We start from the raw sequence: 18,904 nt of genomic DNA on the forward strand, positions 1-18,904 counted from the left end.
ACGATTAAAGATCACAATCCATAAATTATCAAAGACTATGAACTGGAATAAATTTCTTCCTTGTATATTGTTTGGCAGCCTTTTGGGAGCATGCTCCGGAAAAGGAGAACAACCCAAAGTAGAACCGACTACACTATGCCTGACGGACAGCCTGCTGAGAATCGTATCCGTCGATACCGTGCACGTCTGTGAAGTGGTAGATGAACTGACATTGAATGGACGGGTCACTTTCAATCAGGATCAGGTGGCAAATGTGTATCCGATGTTCGGAGGAACCGTGACGGAACTGCGTGCCGAAATAGGAGACTTTGTTCACAAAGGAGAAGTGCTGGCAGTGATCCGTAGCGGGGAAGTGGCGGATTATGAGAAACAATTGAAAGAAGCTGAACAACAACTCTTGCTGGCCCGGCGGAACATGGATGCCACACAGGATATGTACACTTCCGGCATGGCATCGGATAAAGATGTACTTCAGGCCAAGCAGGAACTGGCAACTGCGGAAGCGGAAGAAAGACGAATCAAAGAAATATTCTCCATTTATCACTTCTCCGGAAATGCTTTTTATCAGCTCAAATCTCCCGTATCAGGCTTTATTGTGGAAAAGCAGATTAGCAGGGATATGCAGCTGCGCCCCGACCAGGGGGATGCGCTGTTTACGATTTCCGGTCTGTCCGATGTATGGGTGATGGCGGATGTGTATGAAAGTGATATTAGTAAGGTTTCCGAGGGAGCTGATGTCCGTATCTCGACTTTGGCATATCCGGAAAGGACATTTACAGGTACGATCGACAAGGCCTATCACCTGTTGGACAGTGAAAGTAAGACAATGAACGTACGCATCAAACTGAAAAACGAGGATTACTTGCTGAAGCCGGGTATGTTTACAAACGTGAGCGTGAAGTGTAAAGCGGAAGATACTTCCATGCCTCGTATCGACTCCCATGCGCTGGTGTTCGAGGGAGGAAAGAATTATGTGGTCACAGTAGAGCCTGACCAGCGTCTGAAGATAAAGGAAGTAGACGTTTACAAACAGTTGAGCAAGGAATGTTATGTCCGTTCCGGTCTTTCCGAAGGAGACAGGGTACTGAATAATAATGTATTGTTAGTGTATAATGCTTTGAATGCGGATTAAAAATCAGAGAATAGTATGCATAAATTCATAGATAATATAGTAGCCTTCTCGCTGAAGAATAAGTTCTTTATATTCTTCTGTACGGTGATTGCCGTTATAGCCGGAGCCGTCTCATTCAAACATACGCCGATAGATGCCTTTCCGGATGTAACGAATACAAAAGTGACGATCATCACGCAATGGGCGGGCCGTAGTGCGGAAGAGGTGGAGAAATTTATCACGATTCCCATTGAGATAGCCATGAATCCCGTACAGAAAAAAACGGATATTCGTTCGACCACTCTTTTCGGACTTTCTGTGATCAATGTAATGTTCGAAGATCGTGTTGATGACTTTACAGCCCGTCAGCAAGTCTACAATTTGCTGAATGATGCCGATCTTCCCGAAGGCGTGACTCCCGAAGTACAGCCTTTGTACGGACCTACCGGAGAAATCTATCGCTACACCCTGCGCAGTGACAGACGTAGTGTACGCGATTTGAAAACGATTCAGGACTGGGTGATCGAACGAAATCTCCGTTCGGTATCAGGTGTAGCTGATATCGTCAGTTTCGGTGGCGAGGTGAAGACATTCGAAGTGAGCGTGAATCCTCATCAGTTGATTAATTACGGAATTACCTCTCTCGAACTTTATGACGCGATAGCCAAGAGTAATATCAATGTAGGAGGAGATGTCATCACGAAAAGTTCTCAGGCATACGTAGTCCGGGGAATCGGTTTGATAAACGATCTGGATGAATTGCGAAACATTGTAGTGAAGAACATCAACGGAACGCCGATTCTCGTAAAGAACCTGGCAGATGTTCACGAATCCTGCCTGCCCCGCCTCGGACAAGTGGGACGAATGGATGAGAACGATGTCGTTCAGGGAATTGTGGTGATGCGTAAAGGGGAGAACCCCGGTGAAGTCATTGCAAATCTGAAAGATAAGATAGAAGAATTGAATCAGAATGTACTTCCTGAAGATGTACGGATAATACCGTTCTACGACCGTGAGGACTTGGTGAACCTGGCGGTAAAAACGGTGACCCATAATCTGATTGAAGGAATATTGTTGGTTACGTTTATTGTGTTAATCTTCATGGCAGATTGGCGGACAACCGTGATTGTTGCGGTGATTATTCCATTAGCTTTGTTATTCGCATTTATTTGTTTACGCGTGATGGGGATGTCTGCCAATCTGCTTTCTATGGGGGCCATTGACTTTGGTATTATTATCGATGGGGCAGTGGTGATGGTGGAAGGTGTGTTTGTCGCTTTGGACAAGAAGGCGAAAGAGGTGGGAATGCCCGCATTCAATGTGATGTCCAAGATGGGACTGATCCGTCATACCGCCAAGGATAAGGCAAAAGCGGTATTTTTCTCCAAACTGATCATCATTACTGCCTTAATTCCTATTTTCTCTTTTCAGAAAGTGGAAGGAAAAATGTTCTCACCTTTGGCATATACATTGGGTTTTGCTTTGCTGGGTGCGCTTATTTTCACATTAACGCTGGTTCCCGTCATGTCGTCCATGTTGCTGAAAAAGAATGTACGCGAAAAGAACAACCGCTTTGTCCATTTCATCAATCAAAAGTGCACGGCTCTTTTTGATACCTTCTATGCTCATCGCAAGCTGACTATCGGACTGGCAACCGTAGTTGCAGGAGTCGGTTTATGGCTTTTCTCTTTCCTCGGGACGGAGTTTCTTCCTCAGCTCAACGAAGGTTCGATCTACATCCGTGCTACGCTGCCGCAAAGTATATCGCTGGATGAATCCGTAACGCTGGCAAATAAGATGAGAAAGAAACTATTGACTTTCCCCGAAGTGAGGCAGGTACTGTCTCAAACCGGACGTCCCAACGACGGAACGGATGCAACCGGATTTTATAATATTGAGTTTCACGTAGATATTTATCCGGAGAAAGACTGGGAAAGCAAACTGACCAAACTGCAGCTTATCGACAAGATGCAGGAAGATTTATCCATTTATCCCGGCATTGACTTTAACTTTTCGCAGCCGATTACGGATAATGTGGAAGAAGCGGCTTCCGGTGTAAAAGGTTCTATTGCGGTGAAAGTGTTCGGTAAGGATTTGTACGAATCGGAAAAACTGGCCGTCCAGATTGATAAGATCTTAAATACCGTGCAGGGAATTGAAGACTTGGGAGTGATTCGCAATATCGGCCAGCCGGAACTTCGTATTGAACTGAACGAACGTCAGTTGGCACGTTATGGAGTGGCTAAGGAAGATGTTCAGTCTATCATTGAAATGGCTATTGGCGGGAAGTCAGCTTCGCTGTTGTATGAGGACGAACGGAAATTTAATATCATGGTGAGGTATAGTGAAGAGTTCCGTCAGAATGAAGAGGAGATAGGTAAGATACTGGTTCCGGCGATGGACGGAACGATGGTGCCTATTAAGGAACTGGCAGATATCACTACGATTACAGGACCATTATTGATCTTCCGTGACAACCATGCTCGTTTCTGTGCTGTCAAGTTCTCGGTGAGAGGACGGGATATGGGTACGGCAGTTGCCGAAGCGCAGAAAAAGGTAAATGCTTCCGTCCATTTACCGGCTGGATATTCTTTGAAATGGACGGGTGATTTTGAGAATCAGCAGCGTGCTTCGAAACGTCTGGCACAGGTAGTACCTATCAGCATTGCCATTATTTTTATTATTCTGTTTATTCTCTTCTCCAATGCAAGAGATGCAGGACTGGTATTGCTGAATGTACCGTTTGCTGCCGTGGGAGGTATCGCAGCCCTTCTGATAACGGGCTTCAATTTCTCTATATCGGCGGGTATCGGTTTTATCGCCTTGTTCGGTATCTGCATACAGAATGGAGTTATTATGATTTCCGATATCAAGGCAAATCTGAAACTGGGTTCGCCTTTACAGGAGGCCACTAAAGAAGGAGTCCGATCACGTATCCGCCCTGTGATAATGACGGCGGCTATGGCAGCTATCGGTCTGTTGCCTGCGGCTATGAGTCATGGTATCGGTTCGGAATCACAGCGTCCGTTGGCGATTGTCATTATCGGCGGATTGATAGGAGCGACTTTCTTCGCCCTGTTCATCTTCCCGCTGATTGTGGAAGTAGTGTATGAACGAATGCTATATGATAAAAACGGAAAATTATTGCAAAGACGTATCTAATTCATTTTCTATTCTTTCTATGAAAGAAACGGCATAGATTAAATTTTAATTTCGTTTTCAGTAGGTAGAAGTGAGGAAGGGACAAAAGTCGGTTGAATCAGAAGATCACCCGTACTTTTGTTCCTTTTTCTATTTCCGAAGATATTTCCAGTCTGGCGTTGTAGGCAGATACTATTTTCTGCGTCAGGCTGAGGCCGATGCCCTGACCTGCATAGTCATGTGTGTTGCTGCCCCGATAGAAAGACTGGAATATATGTTCTATTTCTTCCGGAGGAATGCCGATGCCCTGATCTTTTATTTCAAGAACGAGGTGTTGATCTTTTTGGCTGAGCGTAATGTCTACTTCCTTTTCAGAATATTTGCAGGCATTATCGATGATATTCTTTAAAGCTATTTTGAGCAGATAAGGATTGGCCTTTACAGTGGCAGCCTTACCTGTTTCTTGATAATGGAGACGGATTCGTTCGTTCATTTTTATTAAGTCATTCAGCATATCCGGCAGAGACATTGCCTCCATATTGCTTTTTATGAGCTCTTCATCCTGACGTGAAAGGAAAAGAAGATGGCGGATCAGATTGGAGATTCGCTTGCTTTCGGATGAGATTCGTTGCAGGGCTTCGATATATTCTCCGGTACTTCTTTCTTTCAGCAGACTGATTTCACATTCTCCCTGTATGGCGGTTATGGGGTTGTTCAGTTCATGCGAAGCATGGCTGACAAAGGACTTTTCAGCTTTGAAAGCACTGTCCAGACGGTCGAGCATGCTATTCAGTGTTTCGATCATGTCTTCCAGTTCATCGTTGTTTCCGGTCGTCTTTAACCGGCGGTTCAGACTGTTGGCTCGTATCCTCTTCAGCTCCTTCAGTATATGCTGCAGGGGGATAAGAATACGGCCGGAATAGATTTTCCCGACTAAATAAATCAGGATGGAACTGAATAAAACCAGAAAGATGGAGAGAAGCAAGAGGTGTTCTTTGATTTCTGCACCGTACACATTCCGGGACATGACGAGGACGATGAAATTTCCTTCATTATCGGGATAATAAAGGGCGGCTCCCAACTGGTCTTTGTATTTAAAAGAAAAAGGGACGCTGTCTTCACCGGCTATCAGGAGTGCCTGCTGATGCTGGGTCAGATATTTGTTCAGTGTGTCACGGACTTCGGAGAGACTGTCCATATTTAAAAGAATCTCATGAGCTTCGGGCAAGAGTTCGTCATATTTGCGCTGGATAATCTGGTAACTCTGTTCGTCTATTTCGTCTTTCTCCCAGTGCTTTTGTGCGGTCAGATATGCTTTTTCACGAAGATAGGAGGCATAGAGTTTATTGATAAACTGTGTGCTGAAAAGATAGAATACGGCGATAATGATGATAGTTGTCAGTACACTGAGCAACGTATAGAAGAGAGCTATTTTAGAACCTATTTTCATACACGGATTTGTTTGATGGATGTTCAGGCATTCATGATATATCCTAATCCTACTACTGTATGAATCAGTTTCTTGTCGAAGTCACGGTCTATCTTTACCCGCAGATAATTGACGTATACGTCTACGATGTTGGTATTCGTATCAAAGTTCTTGTCCCATACGTCTTTGAGCAGCGTAATGCGCGATAAGGCTACCCCTTGGTGAGTCATGAAATATTCGAGCAGACGGTATTCTTTTACGGTGAGATCGATATCCGCATCACCTCTTTTCGCCCGTCTGGTGTTACAGTCCAATACCAGATTGTCGCAAGTCAGTTGATTGGTTACAGTCTCCTTGTTTCGTCGCAGCAGCGCCTTGATACGTGCTTCCAGTTCCTGAAAACTGAAAGGCTTGACAAGATAATCGTCTGCTCCTGCATCCAGTCCTTTTACAATGTCTTCCGTAGTGCCTAAAGCCGTCAGCATAATGACCGGTGCCTGGTAACCGAACATCTGCCGATAGAGATGGCAAAGTTCGAGCCCGTTTATTTTCGGCATGATAATATCCAGGATTACAAGGTCGAAAGGTTCTTCCTGAAGGATTCTCCAACCCGTATTTCCGTCATGACAGACTGTTACCGAATGTCCGAACTCTTTCAGTCCCCGTTCGATAAAGGAGGCGATATTGACTTCATCTTCTGCTAATAGTATCTTTGCCATAAATCTACATTGTTTAGATGCAAAGATACTTTTTCTTTGCATCCGAAGAAAGAAAAACGGCATACATTTAAGTGTTTCTCCTTTCTGAACTGTATTATATATAAACAGACGATTATACTATGAAAGTAAAACATTTAGTTGGAGCTTTTCTGTGTGTGCTGGGATGCTATGCCTGTAGTAGCCCGAAAACAGAGGTCCAGTCACCGGACGGACATATCAAGATGACATTGACGGTAGACGAAAACGGCAAACCGTTTTATAATGTGTCGGTGGATGACTCCCTCTTGATAGAAAATTCAGCCATGGGCTTTACGGCGGCTAACGGCATCATTCTGGCAGAAGGTTTTCAGGTGAAGAACACGACTTTCAGCAGTGAAGACGAAACTTGGACACAGCCGTGGGGAGAGAATAAAAAGAACCGGAATCATTATAACGAAATGGCAGTCAGCCTGACAAATGAAGATCAGGTACAACTGACACTCCGTTTCCGTGTATTTGATGATGGAATCGGTTTCCGCTATGAATACACGGTGCCGACTGTAGATTCTTTATTGATTACCGACGAACTGACTACTTTCCGTTTCCATCGTGACGGAACTTCGTGGTCGATTCCCGCCAGTGCCGAAACATATGAACTACTCTATCAACAACAACCGATTTCCGAAGTGGAAACGGCTAATACACCTTTCACATTCAAGACTGCGGATGGAGTTTACGGAAGTATACACGAAGCCGCTTTGTATGATTTTCCGGAAATGACTCTGAAGCAAATCGGCCATTATACATTGAAAGCGGAACTTGCCCCGTGGCCTGACGGCATTAAGGTGCGTAAGGGAAATCACTTCACGACCTCATGGCGCACCATACAGATCGCACCGGAAGCTGTCGGTTTGATCAACTCTTCACTCATTCTGAATCTGAATGATCCTTGCGTACTGGAAACTACGGACTGGATTCGTCCGCTGAAATATGTAGGAGTGTGGTGGGGGATGCACCTCGGCGTAGAGACCTGGAAGATGGACGAACGTCACGGAGCTACTACTGCCAATGCAAAGAAATACATAGATTTTGCCGCGGCCAATCATATCGAAGCTGTCCTGTTCGAAGGTTGGAACGAAGGTTGGGAGAGTTGGGGCGGTATGCAGAGCTTTGATTTCACCAAGCCATACGCGGATTTCGATATTGATGAAATCGTACGTTATGCCAAAGAGAAAGGCGTTGAAATCATGGGACATCATGAGACCGGAGGGAATATTCCTAACTATGAACGTCAGATGGATCATGCCATGCAATGGTATACCGATCATGGTATCCACCTCCTGAAGACGGGATATGCAGGCGCATTTCCGGATGGATATCTGCATCATAGCCAATACGGTGTCAATCACTATCAACGGGTAGTGGAAACTGCCGCCCGTCATCAAATGACTCTGGATGCACACGAACCGATCAAAGATACCGGTATCCGTCGTACATGGCCGAATATGATGACACGCGAGGGGGCAAGAGGCATGGAATGGAATGCGTGGAGTGAAGGCAATCCTCCTTCTCATCACGTGATGTTACCGTTCACCCGCCTGCTGTCCGGTCCGATGGATTATACGCCGGGAACTTTTGATATTCTGTTCTTGAAAACGAAGGATTCTCCGCGCCGACAGAAGTGGAACGATCAGGATAAAGGCAATAGCCGTGTGAATACGACGCTGGCTAAACAACTGGCTAATTGGGTAATCCTGTATTCTCCTTTGCAGATGGCTTCGGATATGATCGAGCATTATGAAGGACATCCGGCATTCCAGTTCTTCCGTGATTTTGATCCGGATTGTGATGAATCGAAAGCACTGGCAGGTGAACCGGGAGAGTTCATTGCAGTGGTACGTAAAGCAAAAGGCAATTATTTCCTGGGAGCAGCTACCAATGAAAGCCCCCGTACTTTAGAAGTAAAACTGGACTTCCTGGAACCAGGCAAGCAGTATAAGGCTGTCATCTATGCGGATGGCGAAAAGGCTGACTGGAAAACGAATCCTACCGATTATAAGATTACGGAACAGATTGTAACATCTGAAAATACGTTGAGTATACGGATGGCTCCCGGAGGCGGGCAGGCTGTTTCGTTTATAAAAAGTAATAGGTAGTAAGTAATAGGTAATAGGTAATAAGTAATAGGTGAGGGTAATAAGTGAGGTTGTTAAAGTAGAGAGATTGTCGGAGGATAACAAGATAAAATTAAGTTGGTTAGGTTAGACTGAAAAAACGGTGGACAGAGTTTTGATACCTGTTCACCGTTTTTGTTTTTATTGAGTATGGTTTTGAAAGGATGTGTTATCCTTTTGCTTCCTGATACATAAAGCGTTTGATTGATTTCTTCGCAGTCTTTTCAAATTCCTCGAAATGGATTTTGACTTTGCTTATCTGAGAATAATTGGGAAGCTGCTGATTCAGTTCAACACGATTGGCTTCCATAACTTTTATGATATCGGCCTGTTGCAAGCCATGGGCAAAAGCATCGTCAAAGTCCGGATAAATCAGTGCGACCAACTTGTCGTGCTGCAAAACGATCAGTGACTCGGCAACATAAGGCATATTATTCAGTTTGCTTTCTATCTCTTCCGGATAGATATTCTGTCCGCTGGAAGTCAGAAGCAGATTCTTGCTACGACCGCGAACTGTCACATATCCTTCGTCGTCGATTGTTCCTAAATCACCCGTGTGAAGCCATCCGTTGGCATCAATAATTTGTGCCGTCGCTTCCGGATTTTTATAATATCCCAGCATCATATTCATTCCCCTGCATACGATTTCTCCGGCATGTGTTTTAGGGTCGGGCGAGTCGATGCGGACTTCCATTCGGGTGGTTGCCTTGCCGCAGGAAGCCAGTTTCAGTGTTTCCCAACGGCTGGAGCAAATAATCGGGCCACATTCGGTCATACCGTAAGCGATGGTGTAGGGAAAGCCTATCTTTTTGAGGAACGCTTCTACTTCGGCATTGAAAGGAGCACCACCGATAATGATTTCATCGAAGTTCCCACCGAAGATTTCCATAGCAGCCTGCCGCGCCAACGATTTGATTTTATCGTTTACAATGGGCACTTTAAGCAATAGTTTACCGATTTTGCTGTCCACTCTCGGAAGAATATCTTTTTTGATAATTTTCTCTACGATCAAAGGTACACAGGAGATCACTCTTGGCTTTATTTCTGCAAAAGACTGCGCAATAATCTTCGGAGACGGCATACGTGTCAGGAAGTAAATGTGCGCTCCGGCAGAGAAACCATATAAGAAATCGTATACCATGCCGAATACATGACCCATCGGAAGCATGGAAACGATGTGATCGCCCGCTTTCACGGGAAGCATCTCGAAACAGTATGCCACGTTCGACCAAATACTGCGGTAGGGGAGCATGACTCCTTTGGAATATCCGGTAGTGCCGGAGGTATAATTGATGATAGCCAGTTCTTCCGGACGGTCCTTCCGGTAACAGATATGTTCGGGGCGGAAATTCTTCGGATAACGCTGACCGTAAATAGCGTTCCGGTGTTCGAAGGCGTAAGTCAGTTTCTCGTTGCGCGATACCAATGCAGTGAAATCGGTGAGTGAAGCGATACCTTCCAGTAGCGGCATTGCGTCTTCATTCAGATTTTCCCATGCCTGATCGCCGACAAAGAGTAATTTGGCTTCGGAGTGATTGACGATATTGTGAATATTATCCGCTTTGAACTCATGCAGAATAGGAACGATGACGGCTCCGTAAGTGATAGTGGCTAAGAAGGTGACTCCCCAATGGGCACTGTTCCGGCCGCAGACTGCTATTTTATCTCCTGGCTGGATACCGGCACTTTCCAATACAATGTGAAACTTGGCTATCTTGCGCGCTACATCCTTATATTGAAGCGTGATTCCTTTGTAGTCTGTCAATGCATCTTTATCCCAGTTTTTAATGATGCTCTGTTCAATATAATCAATGAACTGATGTTCTTGTTCCATTCGATTTTTGCACATTTGATTTAAAATTGCGCAAAAATAACATTTCATTAACGGAAACCGAAGTTTACAATTAAGTTTTACGGTTAATTAACGGGGGAGGAAAGCTGACTAAAAAGTCAGTAGTACCTTTAAATGGGGCTGACTAAAAAGTCGGTAGTATCTTAACTCTCCTCCTTCGGGAAGGAGGAGTCCCCGTAGGGGGAGGTGGTAGGTGAACACATAACTCTGTTGTTTACAATAGAATAGGAATAAACCTTATTTTACCTACCACCCCGGCTTTCAGCCACCTCTCCTTTCCGAAAGGAGGGGAATTGGAGATACTATTGACTTTTTAGTCAGTCCCTATAAACATCAGGATTCGCTGTTGGCTTCCTCGTCCTCTTTGGGCTTTTCGGAGATGAGCAGCAATTTATCGTTCACATGCAGTTTCAGCGTTCCGTTCGGTATCAGGAACTCATCCCCACGTTTCACAATCATTACCAGCGTGCCTTTGGGGAGATTCATATCTTTCAGCGTATCTGCCTCTTCCAGCATTTCCTGTGTGATAGTCATATCTTTGAGGTCTGTATCAATCTCTTCCGGAAGTTCCACTCCGAAATCATTCCCCGTCTTTTCCAGCGGTTTGGACAGATGTAACAGGCGGGCAACGAAAGAAACCGTTGTTCCCTGCACTACCAGTGAAACGATTGTGATGAAGAATACGACATTAAAGATAATATTCGATCCTTCGACTCCTGCAACCACCGGATAAGTGGCGAAGATAATGGGAACTGCTCCACGCAATCCTACCCAGGAGACGAACAGCCGCGATTTCATTGTAATCTTCCGGAACGGAAGCAAACAGAGGAACACACTTAACGGGCGACCGATCACAATCATGAAGACACCGATCAATAGTGCTACTGCTGCAACTTCCAGCATTTCATGAGGATTAACGAGAAGTCCGAGGCAGAGGAACATGATGATCTGGAACAACCAGGTAAGTCCGTCCATGAACGTATAAATGTCTTTGCGGTGCATGATCTTGTTGTTTCCTACCATAATACCTGCGATATATACGGCAAGGTAACCATTTCCTTTCAGTAAATCAGTGATAGAGAAGGTGAAGAAAACAAACGCCAGCAACAAGATAGGATACAACGCCTGATTGTCGATGTTGAGCTTGTTCAGCATACGGATAGCCAGTTTTCCGAGCACGTATCCGGCAGCCGCGCCGACTATAAACTGAATGATGAAAGAAGCGGCGATAGCCCCGACTCCCATACCTGCCGATTGGATAAACTGTATCAGGACAATGGTGAGCATGTATGCCATCGGGTCGTTACTTCCACTTTCCAGCTCCAGCATGGGGCGGAGGTTGTGTTTCAGATTCATCTTCTGCGAACGCAGGATGGCGAACACCGAAGCCGAGTCCGTAGAGGACATGGTAGATGCCAGTAGCAATGACGTGGTGATAGGCAGATAGATATTCGTCCAGCTCATTCCGGACAGCCACCAGATAAATAATCCGGTGAAAAGAGCGGTTAGTAGAACTCCGACGGTAGAAAGCACGATACCTGGACCTAAAATGGGTTTGATTTCTCTGAATTTCGTATCCATACCTCCCGAAAACAGGATGATGCTTAAAGCAACCATACCGATGAATTGCGCATCTTTTGCGTCATGAAACTGGAGTCCGAGTCCGTCACTTCCGAACAACATTCCTACTACGAGGAACAGTAATAAGGTGGGCACTCCGAAGCGATATCCTGTTTTTCCGACAACGATGCTAACGAAAAGTAAGATAGAACCAATTAGTAGGGTGTTTTCTGCTGTAAATATCATAGGCAATATATTATTAAGTTATTAAATGTGTCGTAATAGGTCTCACCGTGCGAAGTTACACATTATTTAAAACAAATAAAGAGTCTTTTTGGATGTATTTTTGTGAAAAAAGGTAGTTAAATTGTCTAAAAAGATTAATTTTGCACTCAATTAATCTACATCATACTTATGGATTCAAACAATCTTACTCCTTTACGGAAAGGAGTGGTAGGAGTACAATTCTTGTTTGTAGCTTTCGGAGCTACGGTGCTCGTGCCGCTTTTAGTGGGGCTTGACCCTTCCACCGCCTTGTTCACAGCCGGCATTGGTACACTCATTTTTCATGCGGTTACCCGAGGGAAAGTGCCTATCTTTTTAGGAAGTAGTTTTGCGTTTATTGCCCCGATAATAAAAGCGACAGAACTTTACGGATTAGCGGGCACTCTGTCCGGAATGGTGGGCGTCGCATTGGTTTATTTTGTAATGAGCGCGTTGGTCAAATGGCAAGGGGTGAGGGTGATTGAACGTCTGTTTCCTCCGGTGGTTATTGGCCCGGTTATTATTCTGATCGGTTTGTCACTCGCGGGGACAGGAGTAAATATGGCGAAGGAGAACTGGGTGCTGGCCTTGTTGTCGCTGGTTACGGCAGTCGTTGTCTCGATGAAAGCGAAAGGACTTTTGAAGTTGATTCCTATCTTTTGCGGTATCATTGTCGGTTATCTGGCGGCATGGCTTTTCTATGATCTGGATTTGTCCGGTGTGAGGGATGCGGCATGGATCGGGCTGCCGCAGTTCGTGTTTCCCAAGTTCTCATGGGAGCCGATACTGTTTATGATTCCGGTAGCTATTGCTCCGGTGATAGAGCATATCGGAGATGTATACGTAGTCAATACAGTTACAGGAAAAGACTTCGTGAAAGATCCCGGTCTGCATCGTACGTTGTTGGGCGATGGGCTGGCTTGCTGCTTTGCCGGATTGGTCGGCGGTCCTCCGGTGACAACTTATTCGGAGGTGACGGGTGCGATGTCATTAACGAAAATCACCAATCCGCAAGTCATCCGGATTGCTGCCATATCCGCTATCTTATTCTCCGTTGTCGGTAAAATCAGTGCGTTGCTGAAATCCATTCCGAGTGCGGTATTGGGGGGAATTATGCTTTTGCTGTTCGGAACCATCGCTTGTGCCGGAATAGGTAATCTGGTGAATAACTGTATTGATCTGAGCCGTACAAGAAACATCATCATTGTCTCTCTGACATTGACTGTCGGCATTGGCGGAGCTGTTCTCACGTGGGGAGACTTTTCATTATCCGGCATCGGACTGGCCGCTTTGGTCGGAGTACTTCTTAATTTGATATTACCGAAGGACGATTGACTCTGTTCTTGAAATAGTCAGGACTGTGTCAAGGTTAATAGTAACTAAACTAGGACCGACTTTTAATCAGCCCCAGTTTAGTTACTATTGACACTCCTCCTTTTTATATTTAATAGTTAAGGCTTAGCATGTATATACGTCTTGTGTTTATGACAAGAACTTCATAATATCTTCGTCTGCGGTACTGATGCCACCGATTCCGAATTGTTCGATCAATACGTTTTTTACGTTTGGTGAAAGGAAGGCCGGAAGAGTAGGTCCCAGATGAATATTCTTCACTCCCAGTGCCAGCAATGCCAGCAATACGATCACCGCTTTCTGTTCGTACCATGCGATGTTATATACGATAGGAAGTTTGTTGACGTCGTCCAATCCGAATACTTCTTTCAGTTTCAGTGCGATGACAGCCAGTGAGTAACTGTCGTTACATTGCCCTGCATCCAATACGCGGGGAATGCCGTTAATGTCACCTAAAGCCAGTTTGTTGTATCTGTATTTAGCACAACCGGCAGTCAGGATGACTGTATCTTTCGGAAGTTTCTCGGCAAATTCGGTATAATATTCACGACTTTTCATACGTCCGTCACATCCTGCCATAACGAAGAACTTACGGATCGCTCCGCTTTTCACGGCTTCTACTACCTTATCCGCCAAAGCCACTACCTGTGCATGGGCAAAACCTCCGATCAACGTTCCGCTTTCGATGGCCGTCGGCGGTTGACATTGCTTGGCATGTGCAATCAGTGCGGAGAAATCTTTCGGTTTTCCGTCTTTGCGTTCGGGGATGTAGTGTGCTCCCTCCAGTCCGCAGGCTCCGGTGATGTAGATACGGTCTTTGTAAGAAGCGTTGGCACGCGGAGGAACGATGCAGTTACTGGTAAACAGGATCGGTCCGTTGAAACTTTCAAACTCTTCTTTCTGTTTCCACCAGGCATTTCCGTAGTTTCCTGCCAGATGCTTGTATTTTTTCAGTTGGGGGTAATAATGTGCGGGGAGCATTTCACTGTGAGTGTAAATGTCTATACCTGTTCCTTCGGTCTGTTCCAGCAATTCTTCGAGGTCTTTCAGATCATGGCCGCTGATAAGGATACCGGGATTATTGCGGACACCTAGATTCACTTCCGATATTTCCGGATTTCCGTAGCTGTTTGTATTGGCGGCATCCAGTTGTGCCATGGCGGAAACTCCGTGCTTGCCTGTTGCCAAAGTAAGCTGAACCAATTCTTCCATCGTAATATCATTGCGGGTGAGCTCGGCCAGTGCACTTTGCATAAAGGCGAAGATTTCCGGCGACTGGTATCCAAGGTTATGCGCATGCTCAACGTAAGCCGCCATACCTTTCAGTCCGTAGTGTACCAGTTCTTTCAGCGAACGGATATCTTCGTCGGGTGTGCGAAGTACTCCTACTGTCCTGGCTTTCTCTTCAAACTCATCTTCATTCCCATCCCAAAGACATTCGTCGGGAGCATTTGCAATGGTTACTTTGCTGGCGAGTTCGTTTTTCAGTTGTAGTCCTTCTTTTATTTTTCTGATGATGGCCGCTTTGTCAAAATTGGCGTTAGTGATGGTGATGAACAGGGCATCGTAGATAAATTTGTCTGCTTCTTCAGAAGGATGTCCTTCCCGGCGCAGATGTTCGTTGTACACGGCGATTCCTCGTACTACAAAGAGCAGCAGGTCTTGCAGGTTAGCCACTTCGGATGTTTTTCCGCATACTCCTTTTAAGGTACAGCCTGTACCCATTGCGGTCTCTTGACATTGATAACAGAACATACTCATAACTTTTACGTTTTAATTAGTCTTATTGATTATGAACGCAAAAGTAGGGGGAAAGTTTGAGGTAAGTTTGTAACCAATGTTACATTGGGCGAAAAAAAATCGGATGCTATGAGCTAAATTAAATTAGCTATAATCATATTCCGATTAGCTATAATGAAAAAAAGATTAGCTATAATGAAACCGGAGTGAACTCTTGGTCATTGAATCAGCCGGATCAGCCATTCTTTCTGTAAGATAGTAATCTGTTTCCGGTCGGCTATAATCATACCGTCTTCCTGCATGTGCGACAGTTCACGTGCCAGAGAAGGACGGGAGACACCGAAGTAATCGCTCAGTTCCTGTTGCGAGCGGTCGAGGGTGATCTGTAGCTGTTGCTGCTGTTTGTATAACCGTAGCAGATAAGATGCTATCTTTTGCCGGATAGTCTTGAAGGACATAAAGAAAAGCTTATCCGATAGGGTACGGGCATAATTGGCGGATAGATTCATATAATTCTCCAGAAACTGCTCGTTCCTACGAAAAAGCTCCAGTACGCTGGCTTTGGGGATTTCGATTACTTCCGTCGGTTCGTTGGCGGTCACTTCTACCGGAAAGCGATTCTCTTCTCCGAAAAGGAAAAGAGGGGCAAGGGCCCTTGGTGCGGCAATGTCTTCTACTTTGATGAGTCTTCCGGAATAGTCAATCATTTCACCACGGACACTTCCTTTGGTCAGTATCACGAGACGGTTGCACACATCTCCCTGTCGTGCCAGTATTTCTCCTTTTCTATAAGAACGGGTGTGGAAACTGATCTCTTCCAGATTGGCGGATAACTTCTCCGGAGTAATCCCCCGGAATAATGGGTTATTGGTGAGTGCAGGTGTCATAGGCTGGTCTGTTATTTGAATTTTAATATGAATTTCGTTTCCTTGTTGTCCGGTAACAGCGTGAGGCTTCCACCCGAAAGCCGCATGATCTGACGCGAAATACTTAGTCCGATTCCGCTGCCTCCTTCTTTGGTAGTGAAGAAAGGGATAAAAATGTGCTCCACTATTTCCGGTGGAATGACGGGACCGTTATTCTTAATCTCAATCAGCACTTCTTCCGTTTCGTTGCAATAAACCTGAATGTCGATTTGTCCGTCCGGCTGATCACCGATTGCCTGAATCGCATTTTTCAGAAGATTTATGACTACTTGCGAAATCAGATTTTCATCTGCATGCAGGATCAGGTCGGCAGGATCGATCTTTGTATGGAACGTGATGTGGTCACAAGGATTCTGATGGCGGGCAAGTTCCACCATTCGTTCGATGAATGCTTTCAAGTAAAACAATGAAGGTTCCGGAGTCGGTATCCGTGTGAATTTGCGGTAGGATTCTACGAAAGCAAGCAGCCCTTTTCCCGTGGCACTGATGGTTTGCAGTCCGTGGCTGATCTCTTCGTCTTTGTCCTCCACCATCGAGAGAAGCGTATCGCTGAGCGAAGTGATGGGAGTCACGGAGTTCATGATCTCATGAGTCAGTACTCGGGTCAGGCGAATCCATGAATCTATCTCCTTTTCGTCCAGCTCAATATTAATATCATTCAGTGCAAGGATGCGCAGATGTTCTTTGTGTACATTGATTTCTGACACGCGAATAGACAGATTGACCGTTCCCCGTTCATTGTGAAACACCACTTGCAGCTTATCTCCGGAACAACAACTTTCTATCTTCTCCATCAGTGTAGCATCTACTTTACTCAACTGGCGGACATGGGTAAATACATTCAGTCCCAAAAGCCGGAGTGCTTCTTTATTTTTCTGATAGACCGCTCCGTTATCATTGAGCACCAGCAGTCCCGTGCTGACAAAGTCAAGAATCAGTTTGTAGTACTTTTCCTGTTGGGCAGTCTCCGCTTTTACATTATATAAAATGTGGCCCACCCGATTGAGTGCCCGATTGATCTGTTTACTCTCGGGAGTACCGGACTCTTCGGGGAAACGGAAGGCACTGTCATTATTCTCCAACGCATCGATCATGAAGAGCACCTGCTTGATGTGCAGGCGATAAAGCCGGACTTGCCAGATGATACTTAAGATCAGCAGACAGGCACTGACGCTGAACCAGACATAAGACTGATGCACGCCCAAACAGATAGTCGCCAGACAGCAAATGACCGTCAGTGATACCCTGAACCAATATTGGTTGGCTACTTGTTGTAGAATCCGGTTCATAATCCGAATTTTTTCATCTTGTTATAGAGAGTCTGTCGGGTAATTCCCAGTTGCGCAGCTACTGCCGAAAGATTTCCTGCACAAGCATCCAGCGCTTTCCGTATCATTTGTACTTCCATCTCTTCCAAGGTGGAAATATTCTTCTCGGAAGTTTCTGTCTTTCGGGAGGATAACTGGAACAATTCCGCAGGGATTTGCACCCCGTCGTTAATGATGACCACCTTTTCGATTGCGTGCTCCAATTCGCGGATATTGCCGTACCAGGGATGTGCGGTAAGCTTTTCCTTCGCTGCCGGACTGAATTTCATCAGTTCCTTATCATATTGCTTGCAGAAGCGGATGATAAATCTTTCGGCAAGAGGGACAATATCTTCTTTCCGTTCCCTCAAAGGAGGGATTTCTATATGAATGGTGTTGATACGGTAGAGTAAGTCTTCCCGAAACTCTTCCCGGTCTACCATTTCCTGCAAATTCCGGTTGGTGGCGCATATCAGACGGATGTCAATAGGAATCGGAGTGTTACTTCCCACTCGCACGATACTTCTTCGTTGGATAGCCGTCAATAGTTTGGCTTGCAGGTGATAGGGGAGGTTTCCTATTTCATCCAGAAACAATGTGCTGTGATCGGCAGCCTCAAACTTTCCTGTCCGGTCGGTATGCGCATCGGTAAAAGAGCCTTTCACATGCCCGAAGAGTTCGCTTTCAAATAAAGATTCGGTGATTGCTCCCATGTCCACAGCAATCATTTCCTGTTGCCTGCGGTTGGAAAGAGCGTGAATTTCACGGGCAAGCATTTCTTTTCCTGTTCCGTTTTCACCGGTAATCAGGATATTGGCGTCTGTGGAGGCTACCTTTTCGATCAGTGTTCGGAGTTGTTGCATAGACTTGCTTTCTCCCCAATAGAGTGCCGGAGTGTTGACCGGTTCCTTTTTGTTTCCTGTCTTACGTCCTTGCTGTGCGGATGAGGCGGCAGCCTGTAGTGTTTCTACCAGTTTCTGATTATTCCAGGGCTTGACGATAAAGTCCGAAGCACCTTCTTTGATTCCCCGGATAGCGAGATCAATATCCGCATAAGCAGTAAAAAGTACGACAGGAAGCTCCCGTCGTACTTTCTTTATTTCGTGCAGCCAGAACAATCCTTCATTGCCGGTATTGATGCCCGAAGTGAAATTCATATCTAATAGTACCACTTCCGGTGTTTCCTCTCGTATCGCAGTGGTCAGTGTGACCGGTGACGACAGTGTGACGACTTTCGAAAAGTAGTTTTTTAAAAGGATTTGTACCGCTGTCAGCACCCCTTTATTATCGTCTACAATGATGATGGTTCCTGATTTACTCATGTCCGAATTGGTTTGTACGCTACAAAC

General features: G+C 45.4%; 12 protein-coding genes. 4 read left to right on the forward strand and 8 right to left on the reverse strand.

The window, feature by feature from the left end:
• Positions 1-37: 37 nt before the first annotated feature.
• Both BT_RS03395 and BT_RS03400 read left to right on the forward strand, forming a co-directional pair.
• Positions 38-1,132, forward strand: coding sequence for an efflux RND transporter periplasmic adaptor subunit (locus BT_RS03395; protein WP_008765562.1), 1,095 nt, complete (start codon positions 38-40; stop codon positions 1,130-1,132).
• Positions 1,133-1,147: 15 nt separating this feature from the next.
• A complete protein-coding gene (locus BT_RS03400) occupies positions 1,148-4,273 on the forward strand; it encodes an efflux RND transporter permease subunit (RefSeq protein WP_008765563.1) in 3,126 nt (1,041 codons plus the stop codon).
• 97 nt (positions 4,274-4,370) lie between these two features.
• On the opposite strand, the gene BT_RS03405 is transcribed toward BT_RS03400, so the two are convergent.
• Entirely contained in the window at positions 4,371-5,702 is a 1,332-nt protein-coding gene (locus BT_RS03405; RefSeq protein WP_008765564.1) for a sensor histidine kinase, read from the reverse strand.
• Positions 5,703-5,725: 23 nt separating this feature from the next.
• Positions 5,726-6,400 carry a response regulator transcription factor gene (locus tag BT_RS03410; RefSeq protein WP_008761359.1) on the reverse strand — a complete coding sequence of 225 codons (675 nt, stop codon included), beginning with the start codon at positions 6,398-6,400 and terminating at the stop codon, positions 5,726-5,728.
• A 119-nt stretch (positions 6,401-6,519) separates the two neighbouring features.
• Between BT_RS03410 and BT_RS03415 the strand changes: the two genes are divergently transcribed.
• On the forward strand, positions 6,520-8,535 hold the full coding sequence (locus BT_RS03415) for a glycoside hydrolase family 97 protein (RefSeq protein ID WP_008765565.1): 2,016 nt from the start codon (positions 6,520-6,522) through the stop codon (positions 8,533-8,535).
• Positions 8,536-8,722: 187 nt separating this feature from the next.
• Here the strand turns inward: BT_RS03415 and BT_RS03420 are convergent, their stop codons facing one another.
• Entirely contained in the window at positions 8,723-10,387 is a 1,665-nt protein-coding gene (locus tag BT_RS03420) for a long-chain fatty acid--CoA ligase (protein WP_011107399.1), read from the reverse strand.
• A 351-nt stretch (positions 10,388-10,738) separates the two neighbouring features.
• Positions 10,739-12,211 (reverse strand): potassium/proton antiporter, encoded by a 1,473-nt coding sequence (locus BT_RS03425; protein ID WP_008761361.1) that lies wholly within the window; start codon positions 12,209-12,211, stop codon positions 10,739-10,741.
• 168 nt (positions 12,212-12,379) lie between these two features.
• Between BT_RS03425 and BT_RS03430 the strand changes: the two genes are divergently transcribed.
• Positions 12,380-13,564, forward strand: a complete 1,185-nt coding sequence (locus BT_RS03430; RefSeq protein WP_008765567.1) for a uracil-xanthine permease family protein — start codon at positions 12,380-12,382, stop codon at positions 13,562-13,564.
• Between the two features lie 147 nt (positions 13,565-13,711).
• Here BT_RS03430 and hcp read toward each other — a convergent pair whose 3' ends face one another.
• The 4 genes from hcp to BT_RS03450 all read right to left on the reverse strand — a co-directional run bounded on the left by hcp (position 13,712) and on the right by BT_RS03450 (position 18,877).
• Complete coding sequence (gene hcp, locus BT_RS03435) at positions 13,712-15,343, reverse strand: hydroxylamine reductase (RefSeq protein ID WP_008761363.1); 1,632 nt, start codon at positions 15,341-15,343, stop codon at positions 13,712-13,714.
• A 197-nt stretch (positions 15,344-15,540) separates the two neighbouring features.
• Positions 15,541-16,209: a Crp/Fnr family transcriptional regulator gene (locus BT_RS03440; protein WP_008765568.1), complete on the reverse strand. Its 669-nt coding sequence runs from the start codon at positions 16,207-16,209 to the stop codon at positions 15,541-15,543.
• An 11-nt stretch (positions 16,210-16,220) separates the two neighbouring features.
• Positions 16,221-17,537: a sensor histidine kinase gene (locus BT_RS03445; protein ID WP_011107401.1), complete on the reverse strand. Its 1,317-nt coding sequence runs from the start codon at positions 17,535-17,537 to the stop codon at positions 16,221-16,223.
• The gene (locus tag BT_RS03450) at positions 17,534-18,877 is read right to left on the reverse strand and encodes a sigma-54-dependent transcriptional regulator (protein WP_011107402.1); all 1,344 of its coding nucleotides are present in this window, start codon (positions 18,875-18,877) and stop codon (positions 17,534-17,536) included. The genes BT_RS03445 and BT_RS03450 overlap by 4 nt, the downstream gene beginning before the upstream one ends.
• Between the last annotated feature and the right edge of the window lie 27 nt (positions 18,878-18,904).

Source organism: Bacteroides thetaiotaomicron VPI-5482 (assembly GCF_000011065.1).
GTDB classification, from domain to species: domain Bacteria; phylum Bacteroidota; class Bacteroidia; order Bacteroidales; family Bacteroidaceae; genus Bacteroides; species Bacteroides thetaiotaomicron.

Excerpts from the sequence above, each read along its gene's own strand:
- BT_RS03395 (WP_008765562.1), top strand. The coding sequence starts at position 38 with ATGAACTGGAATAAATTTCTTCCTTGTATATTGTTTGGCAGCCTTTTG.
- BT_RS03400 (WP_008765563.1), top strand. The coding sequence starts at position 1,148 with ATGCATAAATTCATAGATAATATAGTAGCCTTCTCGCTGAAGAATAAG.
- BT_RS03405 (WP_008765564.1), bottom strand. The coding sequence starts at position 5,702 with ATGAAAATAGGTTCTAAAATAGCTCTCTTCTATACGTTGCTCAGTGTA.
- BT_RS03410 (WP_008761359.1), bottom strand. The coding sequence starts at position 6,400 with ATGGCAAAGATACTATTAGCAGAAGATGAAGTCAATATCGCCTCCTTT.
- BT_RS03415 (WP_008765565.1), top strand. The coding sequence starts at position 6,520 with ATGAAAGTAAAACATTTAGTTGGAGCTTTTCTGTGTGTGCTGGGATGC.
- BT_RS03420 (WP_011107399.1), bottom strand. The coding sequence starts at position 10,387 with ATGGAACAAGAACATCAGTTCATTGATTATATTGAACAGAGCATCATT.
- BT_RS03425 (WP_008761361.1), bottom strand. The coding sequence starts at position 12,211 with ATGATATTTACAGCAGAAAACACCCTACTAATTGGTTCTATCTTACTT.
- BT_RS03430 (WP_008765567.1), top strand. The coding sequence starts at position 12,380 with ATGGATTCAAACAATCTTACTCCTTTACGGAAAGGAGTGGTAGGAGTA.
- hcp (WP_008761363.1), bottom strand. The coding sequence starts at position 15,343 with ATGAGTATGTTCTGTTATCAATGTCAAGAGACCGCAATGGGTACAGGC.
- BT_RS03440 (WP_008765568.1), bottom strand. The coding sequence starts at position 16,209 with ATGACACCTGCACTCACCAATAACCCATTATTCCGGGGGATTACTCCG.
- BT_RS03445 (WP_011107401.1), bottom strand. The coding sequence starts at position 17,537 with ATGAACCGGATTCTACAACAAGTAGCCAACCAATATTGGTTCAGGGTA.
- BT_RS03450 (WP_011107402.1), bottom strand. The coding sequence starts at position 18,877 with ATGAGTAAATCAGGAACCATCATCATTGTAGACGATAATAAAGGGGTG.